Raw genomic sequence first — 15,401 nt, forward strand, 5'->3', positions numbered from 1 at the left:
CGCGCGCCACCGGGGCGCCGGAACACGAACGAGGACGGACACCACCATGACCGAGAACCTGGGCGAGCTGACCATCACCCGCGAGCTGCCGGCCGCCCCGGAGGCCGTCTTCCGCGCCTACGTCGAGCCCGAGCAGTTCGTCCGCTTCTGGGGCCCGGTCGGCACCCACGTGGACCTGGACAGCGTGACCATCGAGCCGCGCGTGGGCGGCCGTTACGAGAGCACCATGACCATGGACGAGAGCGGCCAGTCGTTCCCGGTGGCCATGGTGATCACCGAGTTCGTTCCCAACGAGCTGATCGCCCTCAAGGAGGAGGCCGTGGGCATGCGCTCCACCATGACCTTCAAGGACCTCGGCGACGGCCGCACCGAGATCGTCCTGCACCAGCAGGACGTGCCCGGGATGTACCTCGGCCCGGAGGCCGAGGCGGGCCTCAACTCCAGCTTCGACCGCCTGGTCGAGCACCTCTCCTCCCTGGCCGGCTGAGCACCGGACACCCCGGACACCCGGGGGCGGGCGGTGGCAGAGTTGTGCCGCCCGTACCCGCCCTGCCCCAGGAGGACCGTCGTGTCGGCCGAGCCCTTGAAGTCCCGTGAGGAATGGTTGGCGTCCCTGCCCCGGATCTACGCGGCCGCCGGCTGCCTGCTGCGCGACGCGTCGGGCCGCATCCTGATCGTCAAGGCGGGCTACCGCGAGTTCTGGCAGTTCCCGGGCGGCACGATCGACCGGGGCGAGGGCCCGGTCGAGTGCGCCAAGCGGGAGTTGGAGGAGGAGACCGGGATCGTCAAGGACGCCGGCGACCTGCTCGCCATCTCCTGGACCCACCCCTCGGCCGAACTCGACCACCCCGCCGAGCACTTCATGTTCGACTTCGGCACCGTCCCGGACGGCACCCCCGTGACCGTCCCGGCCGGCGAACTCGACGACCACCGCTGGGCGACGCTCGACGAGGCGCTCGAACTCCTCGGCCCGGCCCGCTCGCTGCGCCTGCGCGCCGCCCTGGAGGCCCTCGAGGACGGCCTGGTGCGGATCGTCACCACCAAGGTCTCCGGGTTCTGAGGCTTTCGGAGCACCACGGCCGGCCCCGGGCGACACCGTCGCCCGGGGCCGGCGGCTACCGTGAGCCCTGTTTCCGCCGGGCCTACTCCGCCGGTCCTACTCCACCGGGTCGCCGTCCCGCGAGGCGGCCGCGAGCGCGGCGAGCGCCTCGGTCACGAAGGTCTCGGTCTCGGCCTTGTCGACCTTGAGCCCGTTCAGCACGCCCTCGCCGTTCTCCAGCTCCAGCAGCGCCAGCAGCAGGTGCTCGGTGCCGACGTAGTTGTGCCCGAGGCGCAGCGCCTCCCGGAAGGTCAGCTCGATGGCCTTCTTGCCCCGCGCGTCATAGGGGATCAGCACGGGCACCGACTCGACGGGGGCGGGCAGCACCCCGGCGACGGCCTCGCGCAGGGTCTGGGCCCCGACCCCCTGCGCGGCGAGGGCCCTGGCCCCGAGGCCCTCCGGCTGGGAGAGCAGGCCGAGGGTGATGTGCTCGGCGGTGATCTCGTCGTTGCCGGCCGCCCTGGCCTCCTCCTGGGAGGCCACGATGACCTTCCGGGCCCGGGTGCTGAACCGGCTGAACCCGTGGCTCATGTCCAGGTCGTTGGTGGTGCCCGGGTCCTTGGGGACGAAGCGCTTCTGGGCGGCCTGCTTGCTGACGCCCATGCTGCGGCCGATGTCGGTCCAGGAGGCGCCGGAGCGGCGGGCCTGGTCGACGAAGTGGCCGATGAGGTGGTCGGCGAGTTCGCCGAGGTGGTCCGCGGCGATGACCGCGTCCGACAGCTGGTCCAGCGCGTCGGGGCTGACCTTCTTGATCGCGGCGATCAGGTCGTCGAGGCGCAGGGGAGTGGTGCTCGGATCGAGATTCTCCATGCGTCAACCGTAGGTTGTCGATCCGAGGATCGTCAACCATCAGTTGACGCTAGGGAGAAGTCATCTCATCCGACCGGCGGCATCGGCATCATCGGCAGCAGCCGCTCACGAACGGCGGCGAGCTCCGCCGCGGTCGCCCCGGCGGCCAGCAGGTAGTCCGCCGCGTCGAAGCCGTCCAGGAGTCCGGCGACGACGTCCCCGGCGCCGGTCCCGGCCTCGGCCATCACCGCGTCGATCCGGCGGTACGGGTCCTGCAGGCGCAGCATTCCGTAGAGCGGGCGGACGTTCGGGTCGCTCAGCAGGTAGTCCTCGACGATCGCGGCCGGCGTCACCCCGGCCAGCGAGAGCAGCAGCAGGGCGGCCAGCCCCGTACGGTCGCGCCCGGCGCCGCAGTGCACCACCAGCGGGCCCGGGCGGGCGCCGGCCATCGCGGAGACCAGCGCGGCGGCGGCGTGCGGGCAGTGCTCCAGGTACGGGCCGAAGGCCAGCGGGGTGCCGTCCAGCCGGCCGTACGCCTCCCACCAGGCTTCGCCGGCCAGCTCGTCCAGCGGGACACGGACCAGGTCCACGCCCTCGGGCAGCGGCAGCAGCGGCTTGTGCTCCGAGGCGTCCCGCAGGTCGACGACGGTGCGCACCCCGTACTCCAGCAGGGTCTCCCGGCCCTCGGCGGTGAGGCGGTCCAGGTTGTCCGCCCGGACGATCGCCCCCCGGGCCGTCGGCCGCCCGGAGGCGGTGGGCAGGCCTCCGAGGTCCCGGACGTTCAGGCAGCCGTCCCATACCAAGGTGCGGTCCTCGGTGGCGGCCAGCGCGTGCGTCCGACTCATGGAATCCCCGTTTCCTCGACCGGGGGTCCCGTTACCCCCTTGTTATCAACTGTCTGGAACGACTCCCGAGTGGTCCGGATGGTTCCGCGACGTTCGACACACCGTCAGTGACCTGCGCGGACGGCCTCCGGGGCGCCGGCCTCGGCGCGGACGAGCGCGGCCATCGGTTCGACGGCGATCTGGCCGAGCATCGAGCCGGCCACGATCGCGCCGACCAGGAACACCGTCGACAGCCAGGCCATGGTCGACACCGGCAGGGTGAAGGCGCCGACCACCCGGGCCGCGCACTCGGTCAGCAGCGCGGTGCCCCAGATGCCCGCGAACACCCGCTCGTACCGGTGGAAGGCCCGCGAGCCCGCCGCCCGGCCCTCCGCCAGCCGCTGCCAGGCGGCGGAGAGGTCCCGGCGGCCCCTGGTCACGAACGGCATCAGCATCGGCGTCATCACCGGCCGGCCGACCAGCGCCGACACCAGGATCGCCAGCGCCACGGTGCCGCTGAGCCCGCCGTCCTTGGCGATCATCATCCGGGCGTCGCCGGTGACGAAGGTGAGCGCCAGTCCGGCCAGGTTCACCGTGAGCATCAGCGCGGCCCACAGGTTGACCCTGCGCTCGGCCAGCAGTCCGAGCACCGTCCGCCCGGCCGGGACGACGCTGCTCCAGGCCAGCGCGGCGAACTCGCTCATCCCGAGGGCCGAGTGCAGCAGGTAGTAGCCCGCCAGCGGCGCGACCACGTCGAGGGCGAGCGGGCGCAGCGCGGAGGCCACCGGGTTCGGCGCCTTCGTCCTGCTGGCGGTGGTGGCGGCGGCGGTCCCGGCGGTGACGGTCTGGCTCATGGTGGTTTCCTCCCCGGCTGCTGACTTCCGCGGGCCCGGCCCGCGGCGTGCCTCCAGTCTTCGCGGCCGACCCCGTCCCGCAGCAGTGCCGTCCGTTGCCCGATCCGTATGACAGCTGTCATGGGGGCGCCCATGACACCCCCGGTGACCTGCGCTTTCCTCCAGGATCTCGGCTCGTCCCGCCCGTCGGCCGCCGCGGCCGGCAGGTCCTCGCCCCGCCTCCCGGACCCCCCTACTCCCGTGACCGGAGCCGATCCGTTCGTCCGAATGGCGCATCATGTGGCGGGTGCAGAGTGCAGAACGCCCCGCAGCGGGCCCCGGCGAGCCGGGCGACCCCGCCGGCCGGCCGGGCCCGGTTCCGCCCGAAGGGCCTCCACCGGGCCGGGCCCCCGACCCCGCCGAGCTGACGGAGGCCGTCCGGGCCGCCCAGGACGGCAGCGAGGAGGCGTTCCGGCTGCTCTTCCGGACCGTCCAGCCGGGCCTGCTGCGCTACCTGCGGGTCCTGGTCGGCGGCCGCCCCGAGGACGCCCAGGACGCCGAGGACATCGCCTCGGAGGCCTGGCTGCAGATCGCCCGCGACCTGCGTGGATTCTCCGGCGACGGGGACGGCTTCCGAGGCTGGGCCGCCACCATCGCCCGGCACCGCGCCCTGGACCACCTGCGGGCCCGCCGCCGGCGGCCCGTCGCCGACCTGCCCTTCGAGTACCTCGCCGAGCTGGCCGGCGGCGACGACACCGCCCGCTCCGCCCTGACCACGGTCGGCACGGCCGACGCGCTGGCCCTCATCTCCCGGCTGCCGCGCGACCAGGCCGAGGCCGTCCTGCTGAGAGTGGTCATGGAACTGGACGCCGAGAGCGCCGCCCAGGTGCTCGGAAAACGAGCCGGAACCGTCCGGATGGCCGCCCACCGGGGGCTGCGCCGACTCGCCAAGCTGCTCGACCAGCCCCTCGCCGCGGGGATTCCGGCGGCCCGGGGAGAGGCTGCGCAGGGGGCCCCGGACCGGTCGGCGAAGCCCTTCCGGAGATCCGCGAGAAAAAGTTCTCCCCAAGGTGTGACGGAACACCGCGCCGCGACGCTGAAGGACATGAGATGAGCACCAACCGATCCCGTCGGATCGACCGTGATGCCGCCGAGCAGCTGCTCCGCGGTGCCGTGGGCGGCCCGTCGGCCGGGCAGGGCGACTCCCTCACCGGACCGGACGGTCCCGGGCCCGTGGCCCGGGTACTGGCCGCGGCCGCCGCTCCGGCGACGGCCGGGGAACTGGCCGGGGAGGAGGCCGCGCTGGCCGCGTTCCGGGCGGCCCGTCTCGCGTCCGAGCCCGTAGTGACCACACCCGTCCGGAGACGATCGATGGCGACCGCCACGCTGGCCAGGGCCTTCAGTGCGAAGGCCGCTGCCACCGTGCTCGGCGCCACCGCGCTCTGCGGCGTCGCGGTCGCCGCCGGCACCGGGAACCTCCCTGCACTGGGTGGTGGCGAACCAGCCGAACCGGCCCACACCCTGACGGGCACGGACGGCACCCCGGGCACCACCACCTCGGGCTCCAAGCCCGGCTCCGTCACCGGGAACCCGTCCCCCGGTGCGTCCGCCCACCAGCCCGGCACTCCGTCCGCCGGACCGCGGGCGGGCGGCCCGTCCGCCGTGCCGAACCCCGGCATCCCCACGGCGGACGGGCGCGGCGGAGAGGTCCCGGCGCCGCTGGCCCTGCTCTGCCGCGGCTTCACCGACCGTACGGGCAAGGGTGAGAACCCCGACCGGATGGCCGCCGAGCCGCAGTACAGGGCGCTGCTCGAGGCCGCCGGCGCGGCGGGCAGGATCGCCGAGTACTGCGCGGGGGACGACGGCCGCACGGGCGCCACGGGCCAGCCCCGCGACCCCGGACACGGCACCACCGGGCCGGACCACGGCAACGGCCAGAACAACCAGAACGGCGGCGGCAACTCCGGAGGTGCCAACTCCGGAGGTGGCGACTCCGGTGGCGGCGAAGGCGGGAAGCAGCCCGGCAAGAACGGTGTGACCGCCCCCGCCCAGCCCTCCGCGGCCACGCCGCCGGTGCCCCACGCGTCCAGGACCGAGCCTCAGGACGATCGGAGCGCCCCGAGGTAACCCCAGAACTCCGGATGGGCGGCGAGCGAAACCCCCCGGGCTCGTCGCCCATCCGGACCCAAACCACCCGCAACACCCGCAACACCCGCAACACCCGCAACACCCACCCGAAGACCCCGGGTGGACGGTCGGCTCCCCCGTGCCCGCCGTCCACCCGGCCGGCCCCGGCCGGCCCGGCAAGGCGCACCCCCCGGACGCGCCCCCGGGCCGACCGGCCCGGATTCGTGGGGGCCCCCCCCCCCCCCGCCGGGCGGGGCGCCCCCCCCCGCCCGGGGGGGGGGGGGCCCCGGCCCCCGCCCCCCCCCCCCGGCCCCCCCCGGGGGCCCGGCGGCGCGGGGGGGGGGGGCCCCCCCCCCCCGCTGGGGGGGGGCCCCCCACCCCCCGGCCGGCGGCCGGGGGACCGCTGCCCGGTCCCCCGACCGCCACCCCCCGGCGGCAGGCCCCGCTATCGTGCACGGGTTGCACGATCGCGAGGGGAGTCCCAGGTGACAGGTCGAGCGCTGAACGGGCGTTACGAGCTCGGCGAGATACTCGGGGTCGGCGGCATGGCCACCGTCTGGCGCGGCGTCGACCGCGTGCTGGGCCGCCAGGTGGCCGTCAAGGTCCTCAACGGGGGCCTCGCCGACGACCCCCGCTTCGCCGAGCGGTTCAGCCGCGAGGCCCAGCACGCCGCCATGCTGGCGCACCCCCGGATCGTCATGGTGTTCGACTCGGGCGTGGACCAGGGCACCCCGTTCATCGTCATGGAGCTGGTCAGCGGCCGTTCCCTCGCCGCCGTCCTGGCGCAGGAGCGGGTGCTGCCCGTGGAGCGCGCGGTCGGCATCGCCGCGGCCGTCTGCGAGGCGCTCGCCGTCGCCCACGCCGCGCGCCTGGTGCACCGCGACATCAAGCCCGGCAACATCATGATCACCGATGACGGCGGCGTGAAGGTCGTGGACTTCGGCATCGCCCGTGCCGGCTCCTCCGGCAACCTCACCCAGACGGCGAGCGTGCTCGGCACCGCCGCCTACCTCTCGCCCGAGCAGGCCACCGCCTCGGCCCTGGACGGCCGCACCGACCTGTACGCGGTCGGCTGCGTGCTGACCGAGATGCTCACCGGCGAGACCCCGTTCACCGCCGAGACCCCCGTCGCGATCGCCTTCAAGCACGTCAGCGAGCACCCGGTGCCCCCGTCCGTCCGGCGCCCGGGCCTGCCGCCCGCGCTGGACGCCGCGGTGATGCGCCTGCTCGCCAAGGACCCGGCCGCCCGGCCCGCGGACGCCGCCGCCGCCCGCGCCGAACTCCTCGCCACCGTGCCCGGGCTGATGGTCGGCGACCCGACCGCCGAGCTGCTCGCCACGACCTCCGCCGCCACCCAGCTGCTGCCGCCGGTGACCCCGGTGCACCCGAACCAGCAGCACACCACGCTCCTCCCGCCCCAGCCCCAGCCCCAGTCCCAGTCCCAGTCCCAGTCCCAGTCCCAGCCCCAGTTCCAGTCCCGGCCCCCGGCGGCCACCTCGGTGATGGCCCCCGTCCCGGCCGCACCGCCGGCCGCCCCCGGGTACGTGCCCGTGCCGCCGCCGCCCGCCTCCGGCCGTCGCCGCAGGCCCCTGGTGATCGGGGCGCTGGGCGTGGCCGCACTGGCCGGGGTCGCGGCCATCGCGCTGACCGCCTTCGACGAGCCGGCCGGCAACGCCGCCGCCAAGCCCGGGGCCACCGCCCCCCAGAAGCCCACCCCGGCCGCGACCACCCCCGCCACCCAGGCCCCGACCACGGCCGCCACCCCGACCGCCCCCGCACCGACCCAGGCCGTCCCGCGCAACCAGCCCGCGGCCGTGCAGATCCAGTCCTTCCGCCAGGCCGTCGCCCAGACCCAGGTGACCAAGGATCGGGACCACCAGGTCGAACTGCTGCGGATCCTCGACCAGACCGCCGCCCGCGTGAACGAGGGCGACCCGGACGGCGCCGCCCAGGAGCTGAAGGACGCCCAGAAGGTGATCAAGGACATGGGCAAGAAGCACGCCGTCGACGCCCCCACCTACGCCAACTGGAACGCGCGCCTCTCCGCCCTCTACGGCACCCTCCACACGGCCGCCGACCTCCAGAACGACTGACGCCGTCCACAGCCTGTGGACGACTCACTCCCCGCGGCGGCCGTGCGTGGAGATGCCGGCCAGGATCGTCCGCGACAGCGTTCCGGCGGCCGCGGCGATGAACACCACGCTGTACCCGATCTGCAGCATCACCAGGAGCCGGGGCCCCTGGCCGAGCGGGGTGATGTCGCCGTAGCCGATGGTGGCCAGGGTGACAGCGGTGAAGTAGACCGCGTCGAGCCGGGTGCGCAGGCCGTGGAACTGGCCGGGCTGCGAGGCGAGCACGTAGTAGGCCGCGGCGAAGATCGTCACGGCGAGGACGATCAGGAAGGTCAGCCAGGCCACCGGCCGGGGCTCCGACCCCTGGAGCACCCCCGCGATCTTCACCAGCAGCAGCCCGCTCAGCCCGGCCAGCGCCGCGCCGAGCACCAGCCAGCTGAGCACCGGGTGGTGATGGCCGAGCACCCGCAGGGGCAGCAGGGAGTACGCGAGCGCGAGCGCCGTGCAGGCGCCGAGCAGGCACAGGGCGGTCCGTAGGTCGGTGCGCGGGCGGGCCCGCACACCGCCCGGCCGTCCCGCGCCCGGCCGTCCCGCGTTCGGTCGCCGGCCGGGCGGTGCCCCGCTCAGGGCGATGCTCCGACCGGGCGTTCGGGCGCGTCCAGCAGCTCCAGCAGGGCCAGCACCGCGAGGAGCACCAGTGCCAGGCAGAGCGTCACCAGCACCGTCGGGTAGCTCCACAGCACGAAGGCCAGCGCCGCGCCCGCCACCGCCGCCCAGCTCAGCACCACCTTCCAGCGGTGGACGAACGGCCCCACCGGCCCGAGCCGCAGCCCGGCCCGGGCGCCGAGCCCCCGCAGGGCGCCCAGCGTCTCGCGCCAGCCGCGCCGTACGGCCCTCGCCCAGCGCCCGCCCCCGGTGATCCAGGCGCCCAGCGCGACCACCACACCGAGCGCCACGATCACCCGGACGGCCGAGCGCAGGTACCGCACCAGCGCGTCGTACACCGCCTGCGCGGCGGCCTGGTCCACCCCGGCCGGCAGCCGGTCCAGGTACAGCGCCCGGAACAGGCTCAGCCCGGCGCCCAGCAGCAGCGCCCCCGCCGCCATCCCCAGGGCCGCCGTCACCGCCGCCCGGCGCCTGCGCACCGCCGCCAGCACCCCGCCGACCGCGCAGGCCACCGCCAGCACCGGCACCCAGAACCCGGCGAGGTCCAGCAGCCGCACGCCGGTGCGCACCTTGGGGATGGCGTCGGACTGCACCAGCGTGTACGAGGTGTGCACCTCCGGGATCTTCGAGGCCAGGGAGAACCCCCGGTCGACCAGGTCGGTCTTCGCCCGGGCGATCACCGGCGCGAGGTCGAGCACCACGGTGTCGTCCCTGATCTCGACGGCGCCGCCGCCCCGCCCGGTGAGCATCTTCTCGATCGCGGCGTGCGCGTCCAGGTTGACCTGCCGCCAGATCGCGGCGAAGGCGTCGCTGTCCACGAGCCGCTGCACCTCGGTGCGGACGAAGCCGGAGAGCCCGTTGGCGAGGGTCTGCCCGACCTGGCCCAGCAGGCTGCGCAGCAGCGGCTGGTCAGCGGGGGCGACGGTGTCGACCAGCGAGTCGACGGGGATCTGCCGCATGATCTCGTCGGTCACCCGGTCGACGACGGCGGCCTTGATCACCGGGTCCTTCGCCAGCGGCTCGACCGTCGCCAGGTACCGGCCGGAGTCGTCGATCTCCGACTTCGCCCAGAGCGCGACGGCGCTCAGCGGCGTCAGCAGGCAGGCCAGCAGGAGGAGGACGGCGGCGAGCGAGGCCCGCCCGAGGTGGCGCCGTGGAGGGGGCGCCAGGGCGAGCCGCCCCGCGTGCGCCTCGACGGCGCTCAGTCGCGCCCGCAGGTCGGCCAGGTCGTCGGGCTCGGCGCTGCCCGGCTGGTCGGTCGGCATGCCGCGACTCCGTTCCGCTCCTCCTGTGGGTGCATACCAGGAGACAACGGATCAGATCGGACGGCCATTCGGACAGCGGCGCCGGGAACGCGTACGGCCCCCGGCGGGTGCCGGGGGCCGTACGGGAGGAACCGGGGTCGCTCAGACCGTCTTCTCGGTGTGCGGAGCCTCGGAAGCCTTGGTCACGTTGGTCGGCGCGACGGCCGGCTGCGGGGCGGCAGCCGGCTGCGGCGTGGCGGCGCTCTGCGCGGTGCCGGCGTCCGCCGGGGGCTCGTCCTCGCGCATGGCCTTGGTCTCGGCCTTCAGGATACGCATGGACTTGCCGAGGCCACGGGCCATCTCCGGCAGCTTCTTCGAACCGAAAAGCAGCACTACGACCGCCAGCACCACCAAGAGGTGCCAGGGCTCAAGACCGTTCCGCAGCATCCCTGGCCACCGGTCCCTTCTTGTCTAGAGTCGCGGGAGGGCTAGCGCCCGTGCTCGCCAGTATGCCTGGCCTTACCGGCGAACGGATACACCGCCCGGGAAACGCTGGCCGAAAACCAGGTGCCGCCCGGGCGACCTCACAGGGGCCGCCGCGCCGCCCTTTTCCCCATGTACGGCGGTTCGAAAATGAAACAGATGTACATCTGCTACATTTGTGGCATGAGTGAGCCGGTAGTGGAATCGATGGCCGAAGTCCGGAGCCACCTCGCGGACGTGATCGACCGGGCGCGGCGGGACGAGACCCCGACGATCATCACCAGGCGGGGCAAGGAGGAGGCGGTGGTGATCGACATCGCCGAGTACCGGCACCTCAAGGAGATGGAGGAAGCGGCCGAGGATGCCTGGCTGAGCCGTCTCGCGGCGGAGTCGGAGGCCGAGGGCAGGGAAGGCTCCGTCTCCCTGGAGGAGATGGCCGCGATCCTCCGCGAACACCACGGCTGACCGCGATGGGGTACGTCACGCAGTTCACCCCAGGTGGCCAGCGGGACCTGACCAAGGTGCCGCTGCCCGCCGCGACCCGCATTCTCCGTCGACTCACCGAGTTGCAGCGGGCGTTGGACGGAGGGGACATCTCGGCCTTCGACGTCAAGGCGCTCCAGGGCTACCCCTCGCACTGGAGGCTCCGGGTAGGGGACCACCGGGTCGTCTACACGATCGAGGACGGGGAGCTGATCGTCTGGGTCGTGTCGGTCGGCCACAGGCGCGAGGTCTACCGACGCTTCTAGCCCAGAGACGGCGGAGAGCCCCCGCCCGGGTGGGCGGGGGCTCTCGATGACTCGCGGGGATCGGTCGTGCCGTGCTGGGTCAGGCGGCGACGGGCTCGTTCTCCGTCTTCTCGTTCTCCGTCTTCTCCGGAGCCGCCGGCACCGGCAGGTGCCCGAGCAGCCGGTGGGCCAGCAGGGCGGCGCCGAGGGCGAAGACGAGGCCGACCACGGCCGCCATGTGCAGCCCGTCGGTGAACGCGCCCCGGGCCGTCTCCAGCAGCTGCGCCCCGACCTGCCCCGGCAGGTGGGCGGCGACGTGGACCGCCCCGCCGAGGGTGTCGGTCGCGGAGGAGTCCACGCCCGCCGGCAGCGCCCCGTCCAGCTGGTGCCGGTAGACCGCCGCGCCGGCCGCGCCGAGGAGGGCGATGCCGAGGGAGCTGCCGAGCTCGACGGCCGTCTCGGAGGTGGCGGAGGCGGCGCCGGCCTGCTCCGCGGGGGCCGCGGAGACGACCATCTCGGCGGTCATCGTCATCGTCCCGACCGTGCCGGCGGCCAGCACGCCCGCCGCCGTGAGGATGAGCGCCAGCGGTGAGTGGGCGCCGACCAGGGTCATCATCGCGAAGCCCGCCGCGCCGACCACGAACCCGCCGGCCATCAGGACCGCCGGCCGTACCTTGCCGGCCAGCGCCGAGGTGAGGCCGATCGCCGCGCCGACGCCCACGCTGGGCACCAGCGACCACAGCGAGGCGGTGAACGGGCTCATGCCCTTGACCAGCTGCAGGTACTGCGAGGTGAAGAGGGCGAAGCCCATCATCGCGAACATCGCGAGGCTGTTGACGCTGATCGCCCCGCTGAAGGTGCGGATGCGGAACAGCCCGAGGTCGATCAGCGGCGAGGCTGCGGTGCGCTGGCGCCGGTAGAAGGCGAGGGCGAGGGCGAGTCCGACGGGCAGGGCGAGGGCGGGCAGCAGGCTCCAGCCGTCCACGGCGAGGGTCTTGATCCCGTAGACGATCGGCAGGATCGCGGCCATCGAGAGCGCGGCGCCGGCCAGGTCGAAGCGGCCGCCGCGGGCGGGGGCCCGGTACTCGGGGAGCAGGCCGGGGGCGGTCAGCAGCACCAGGGCCATCACCGGGACGGCGATCAGGAACACCGCGCCCCACCAGAAGTGGTCGAGCAGCAGGCCCCCGGCGACGGGCCCGAGGGTCGCGCCGGAGGTGAGGACGGCGCCCCAGGCGCCGAGGGCACCCTGACGCTGCTTGGGGTCGTGGAACATGTTGCGGATCAGCGCCAGCGTCGAGGGCATCACGGTGGCCCCGGCGGCGCCGAGCAGCGCCCGGGCGGCGATGAGCTGCCCCGCGTCCTGCGACCAGGCGGCGAGCAGTGAGGCTCCGATGAAGCCGGCCGCGCCGATCATCAGCAGCCGGCGGCGGCCGATGCGGTCGCCGAGGGCGCCCATGGTGATGAGCAGTCCGGCCAGCAGGAACGAGTACATGTCCATGATCCACAGCTGCTGGGTGCCGCTGGGCGCGAGCGTGGTGGAGATGTACGGGACGGCGAAGAACAGCACGCCCATGTCCATGGAGAGGACGAGGGTCGGGAGCAGGAGGACGGCCAGGCCGATCCATTCGCGACGGCCTGCGCGGCCGGTGGTTGCGGTCATGAGGAAGACGGTACGGGCGTGTCAGACGCTTGTCTAGTACGAATGTGTAAATCGCTCGTGCAAGACATCCGTGCAAGACATCCGTCCAGTCCTTCCGTAGGATCGGGGGCATGGGAAACCGCGAAGACCTGATGGCCGGCGCCAAGCGCTGCCTGTACGAGAAGGGCTACGGCCGCACCACGGCCCGCGACATCGCGCAGGCCTCCGACGTGAGCCTGGCCGCGATCGGCTACCACTTCGGCTCCAAGGAGGCCCTGCTCAACGCCGCGATGATCGAGGCGATCGGCGAGCTGGGTGCGCACATGGGCGCGGTGGTCGTGGCCGCCAACCGGACCTCCGACGATCCGGAGGAGCGCTTCGCCGCCGCCTGGGAGGGGCTCAAGGGCGTCTTCGTCGAACACCGGGGGCTCTGGGCGGCCCAGTTCGAGGCGCTCGCGCAGGCCGGGCACTCACCCGAGCTGGCGGCCGCGCTCGCCGGGGTGCAGAAGGAGGGCCGCCTGGGCCTCGCGGCGCTGTTCCAGGGGCTGCCCGAGGTGCCGGACACTGAGGAGGAGATCGCCCGCGGCGCCTTCTACCAGATCCTGCTGGCCGGGTACTGCGCCCAGTGGCTGGCCGCCCCCGAACTGGCGCCCAGCGGCCAGGAGTTCCTGCGCGGCCTGCGGCTGGTCAGCGGCAGCGTGCTGGGGACGCCGGCGGCCTCAGACAGGCCCTAGCCAGGCCCTACGCCGTCACGGCCGTCAGCAGCACCACCGAGTCCACGTGCGCCAGCAGCCCGTGCCGCTCCTGGGGCACGGGCTCGAGATGCCCGGCCGGCAGCTCCAGCAGCCGGCCGGCGATGGTGAGGGAGACCCGTCCGCGCAGCACCTGGACGCTGCCCGCGGACGGCGGGGTGTGCTCGTCCAGCGCCGTCCCGGCGGTCAGCGCGATCACGGTCTGCCGCAGCACGCCGTCGTGCAGCACCAGATGGGCGCTGCGCCCGTGCGGGCTCTCGGCCGCCCGGGCGGCGTGCTCCACGGCGAGCCGCTCGAGATCCGGCATCGCACCGCCTCCGTTCACGCGCTTCCCGTCTGCTCAGAGTCGCGGACCGGCCCGTGGCCCGCACCCCGAAGCGGCGCCCGGACCGGTGCCCGGACCGGCGCCCGGACGGGTGCCTGGGCTGGTGCTCGGACCGGTGCTCAAGGTGCAGCCCCCGCCGACTGCCCGCATCGTGGAGGCATGGCGACCAACGAGAGAGTCCTCCCGGGCATCCGGGTCAACCGTGGGCTGCTGGCCGGCGGCGCGGTGCTCACCGGCATCGGCTCGCTGCTCGGCGCGGCCGGGGCGGTGATGCTCTGCGCGGCCGTGGTGACGGCCGGCCGCGACTGGATGCGCGGCCTGGAGAACCGGCCCACCACCTATGCCCAACGGGCGCTGCACGAGGCGCGGGTGGCCTCCACCGCCGGCTGGGAAGCCTGGCGCGCGGAGCACGGCTCACCCAACTGAGGCCGCTGAGGCCGCAGGGGCCACTGAGCCACTGAGCCACTGAGTCACGGAGGCCGGACGGGCGGGTGCGACGGGTGCGGCGGGCCGCCATGGGGGTGCGGCCCGCCGCGGTTCAGGGGCCGAAGGGCCTCACAGACCCATCGACTTCGCGATGATGCCGCGCATCACCTCGCTGGTCCCGCCGTAGATGCGGAACACCCGGTTGTCCGTGTAGAGCCGGGCGATCGGGTACTCCAGGATGTACCCGTAACCGCCGTGCAGCTGAAGGCACTTGTCGATCACGGTCGAAGCCGACTCGGTGCAGAACAGCTTCACCGCCGCCGCGTCCGCCACCGTCAACTCGCCCTGCTGGTACAGCTCCAGGGAGCGGTCGACCATGGACTGCTGCGCCACGACCTGCGCCTCGCAGTCCGCCAGGGTGAACTTGGTGTTCTGGAACTCCGCCACCGCCTTGCCGAACACCTTGCGGTCCTTGACGTACTGCACCGCGAACCGCACCGCCGCCGCGGCCGCCGCGTACGCGCCCACCGCGATCGCCAGCCGCTCCTGCACCAGGTTGTGGGTCAGGTACGCGAACGCCTTGCCCTCCTCGCCGAGCAGGTCCTCCACCGGCACCTTGACGTCGCTGAACGCCAACTCGGCCGTGTCGGAGGTCCGCAGGCCGATCTTCTGCAGCTTGCGGCCGACGGTGTAGCCGGGGGAGGTGGTGTCCACGCACAGGATGGACAGCCCGGCGCGCCGGTTCTCCGGGTCGTACGGCGAGGTGCGGCAGACCACCAGGACGAGGTCGGCCAGCACGCCGCCGGTGATGAAGGTCTTGGCGCCGTTGAGGACGTAGTGGGTGCCGTCCTCGGAGAGCTTCGCGCTGGTGGTGATGCCCGCCAGGTCGGAGCCCGCGCCGGGCTCGGTCATGGCGATGGCGGTCATGATGTCGCCGGAGACGAACCCGGGCAGCCAGCGCCGCTTCTGCTCCTCGTTCGCGTACTCCAGCAGGTACGGCAGCACCAGGCCCGTGTGCACGCCGGAGGAGCCGAAGCTCACGCCCGCCCGGGCGGTCTCCTCGGCGATCACCGCCTGGTACTTGAACCCGCTCTCGCCCGCGCCGCCGTACTCCTCCGGCACCTCGATGCCGTAGACGCCGAGCTCGCCGAGCTGCCGGTAGAAGTCGCGCGGCGGATGGCCGTCCGCCTCCCAGCTCTCGTAGACGGGGACGACCTCGTGCGCGATGAAGTCCCGGATGGTCTCCCGGAAGGCTTCGTGGTCCTCGGTGAACACGGTGCGGCGCACGGCGGCGCTCCCTTCGGCTGGGCCGGCGGCGGGGGCCGGCCGGGGCGGAACGGGCCAGGTGATGGCCTCACAAGTTAATCCGGGGTAGCTTCGGCTGTCCAGGGTCG

Annotated in this window: 18 protein-coding genes; 9 read left to right on the forward strand and 9 right to left on the reverse strand. The window is 73.9% G+C overall.

Annotation, left to right across the window (positions count from 1 at the left end):
• The first annotated feature begins 46 nt into the window (after positions 1–46).
• Complete coding sequence (locus tag ACIBCA_RS10325) at positions 47–487, forward strand: SRPBCC domain-containing protein (protein ID WP_396282453.1); 441 nt, start codon at positions 47–49, stop codon at positions 485–487.
• A gap of 81 nt (positions 488–568) precedes the next feature.
• On the forward strand, positions 569–1,060 hold the full coding sequence (locus ACIBCA_RS10330; protein ID WP_396282454.1) for an NUDIX domain-containing protein: 492 nt from the start codon (positions 569–571) through the stop codon (positions 1,058–1,060).
• 96 nt (positions 1,061–1,156) lie between these two features.
• Here the strand turns inward: ACIBCA_RS10330 and ACIBCA_RS10335 are convergent, their stop codons facing one another.
• The 3 genes from ACIBCA_RS10335 to ACIBCA_RS10345 form a co-directional block, all read right to left on the reverse strand.
• Positions 1,157–1,909: a Clp protease N-terminal domain-containing protein gene (locus tag ACIBCA_RS10335; RefSeq protein ID WP_396282455.1), complete on the reverse strand. Its 753-nt coding sequence runs from the start codon at positions 1,907–1,909 to the stop codon at positions 1,157–1,159.
• Between the two features lie 65 nt (positions 1,910–1,974).
• Positions 1,975–2,733 carry a tyrosine-protein phosphatase gene (locus ACIBCA_RS10340; RefSeq protein ID WP_396282456.1) on the reverse strand — a complete coding sequence of 253 codons (759 nt, stop codon included), beginning with the start codon at positions 2,731–2,733 and terminating at the stop codon, positions 1,975–1,977.
• Positions 2,734–2,837: 104 nt separating this feature from the next.
• Complete coding sequence (locus tag ACIBCA_RS10345; RefSeq protein WP_396282457.1) at positions 2,838–3,566, reverse strand: VC0807 family protein; 729 nt, start codon at positions 3,564–3,566, stop codon at positions 2,838–2,840.
• Positions 3,567–3,843: 277 nt separating this feature from the next.
• On the opposite strand from ACIBCA_RS10345, the gene ACIBCA_RS10350 reads away from it, so the two are divergent.
• The 3 genes from ACIBCA_RS10350 (at position 3,844) to ACIBCA_RS10360 (ending at position 7,765) form a co-directional block, all read left to right on the forward strand.
• On the forward strand, positions 3,844–4,659 hold the full coding sequence (locus ACIBCA_RS10350; RefSeq protein ID WP_396282458.1) for an RNA polymerase sigma factor: 816 nt from the start codon (positions 3,844–3,846) through the stop codon (positions 4,657–4,659).
• Entirely contained in the window at positions 4,656–5,672 is a 1,017-nt protein-coding gene (locus ACIBCA_RS10355; RefSeq protein WP_396282459.1) for a hypothetical protein, read from the forward strand. The genes ACIBCA_RS10350 and ACIBCA_RS10355 overlap by 4 nt, the downstream gene beginning before the upstream one ends.
• A 485-nt stretch (positions 5,673–6,157) precedes the next feature.
• A complete protein-coding gene (locus tag ACIBCA_RS10360; protein ID WP_396282460.1) occupies positions 6,158–7,765 on the forward strand; it encodes a protein kinase in 1,608 nt (535 codons plus the stop codon).
• A 24-nt stretch (positions 7,766–7,789) separates the two neighbouring features.
• Here the strand turns inward: ACIBCA_RS10360 and ACIBCA_RS10365 are convergent, their stop codons facing one another.
• The 3 genes from ACIBCA_RS10365 to tatA form a co-directional block, all read right to left on the reverse strand.
• Complete coding sequence (locus ACIBCA_RS10365) at positions 7,790–8,305, reverse strand: potassium channel family protein (RefSeq protein WP_396282461.1); 516 nt, start codon at positions 8,303–8,305, stop codon at positions 7,790–7,792.
• Between the two features lie 62 nt (positions 8,306–8,367).
• Positions 8,368–9,675, reverse strand: coding sequence for a hypothetical protein (locus ACIBCA_RS10370; protein ID WP_396282462.1), 1,308 nt, complete (start codon positions 9,673–9,675; stop codon positions 8,368–8,370).
• A gap of 141 nt (positions 9,676–9,816) precedes the next feature.
• Complete coding sequence (gene tatA / locus ACIBCA_RS10375; RefSeq protein WP_396282463.1) at positions 9,817–10,101, reverse strand: Sec-independent protein translocase subunit TatA; 285 nt, start codon at positions 10,099–10,101, stop codon at positions 9,817–9,819.
• A 219-nt stretch (positions 10,102–10,320) separates the two neighbouring features.
• On the opposite strand from tatA, the gene ACIBCA_RS10380 reads away from it, so the two are divergent.
• Both ACIBCA_RS10380 and ACIBCA_RS10385 read left to right on the forward strand, forming a co-directional pair.
• Positions 10,321–10,602 carry a type II toxin-antitoxin system Phd/YefM family antitoxin gene (locus ACIBCA_RS10380; protein WP_396282464.1) on the forward strand — a complete coding sequence of 94 codons (282 nt, stop codon included), beginning with the start codon at positions 10,321–10,323 and terminating at the stop codon, positions 10,600–10,602.
• 5 nt (positions 10,603–10,607) lie between these two features.
• Positions 10,608–10,886, forward strand: coding sequence for a type II toxin-antitoxin system RelE/ParE family toxin (locus ACIBCA_RS10385; protein WP_396282465.1), 279 nt, complete (start codon positions 10,608–10,610; stop codon positions 10,884–10,886).
• A 79-nt stretch (positions 10,887–10,965) separates the two neighbouring features.
• Here ACIBCA_RS10385 and ACIBCA_RS10390 read toward each other — a convergent pair whose 3' ends face one another.
• Positions 10,966–12,525, reverse strand: a complete 1,560-nt coding sequence (locus ACIBCA_RS10390) for an MFS transporter (protein ID WP_396282466.1) — start codon at positions 12,523–12,525, stop codon at positions 10,966–10,968.
• Between the two features lie 110 nt (positions 12,526–12,635).
• On the opposite strand from ACIBCA_RS10390, the gene ACIBCA_RS10395 reads away from it, so the two are divergent.
• Entirely contained in the window at positions 12,636–13,238 is a 603-nt protein-coding gene (locus tag ACIBCA_RS10395; protein ID WP_396282467.1) for a TetR/AcrR family transcriptional regulator, read from the forward strand.
• Positions 13,239–13,245: 7 nt separating this feature from the next.
• On the opposite strand, the gene ACIBCA_RS10400 is transcribed toward ACIBCA_RS10395, so the two are convergent.
• Positions 13,246–13,563, reverse strand: a complete 318-nt coding sequence (locus ACIBCA_RS10400) for a cupin (RefSeq protein WP_396282468.1) — start codon at positions 13,561–13,563, stop codon at positions 13,246–13,248.
• A 177-nt stretch (positions 13,564–13,740) separates the two neighbouring features.
• Here ACIBCA_RS10400 and ACIBCA_RS10405 point away from each other — a divergent pair, with 177 nt between their 5' ends.
• Positions 13,741–14,007, forward strand: coding sequence for a hypothetical protein (locus ACIBCA_RS10405; protein ID WP_396282469.1), 267 nt, complete (start codon positions 13,741–13,743; stop codon positions 14,005–14,007).
• 129 nt (positions 14,008–14,136) lie between these two features.
• Here ACIBCA_RS10405 and ACIBCA_RS10410 read toward each other — a convergent pair whose 3' ends face one another.
• On the reverse strand, positions 14,137–15,294 hold the full coding sequence (locus ACIBCA_RS10410) for an acyl-CoA dehydrogenase family protein (protein WP_396282470.1): 1,158 nt from the start codon (positions 15,292–15,294) through the stop codon (positions 14,137–14,139).
• Positions 15,295–15,401 lie beyond the last annotated feature (107 nt).

The organism is Kitasatospora sp. NPDC051170, from assembly GCF_044455705.1.
In the GTDB taxonomy this organism is placed as follows: domain Bacteria; phylum Actinomycetota; class Actinomycetes; order Streptomycetales; family Streptomycetaceae; genus Kitasatospora.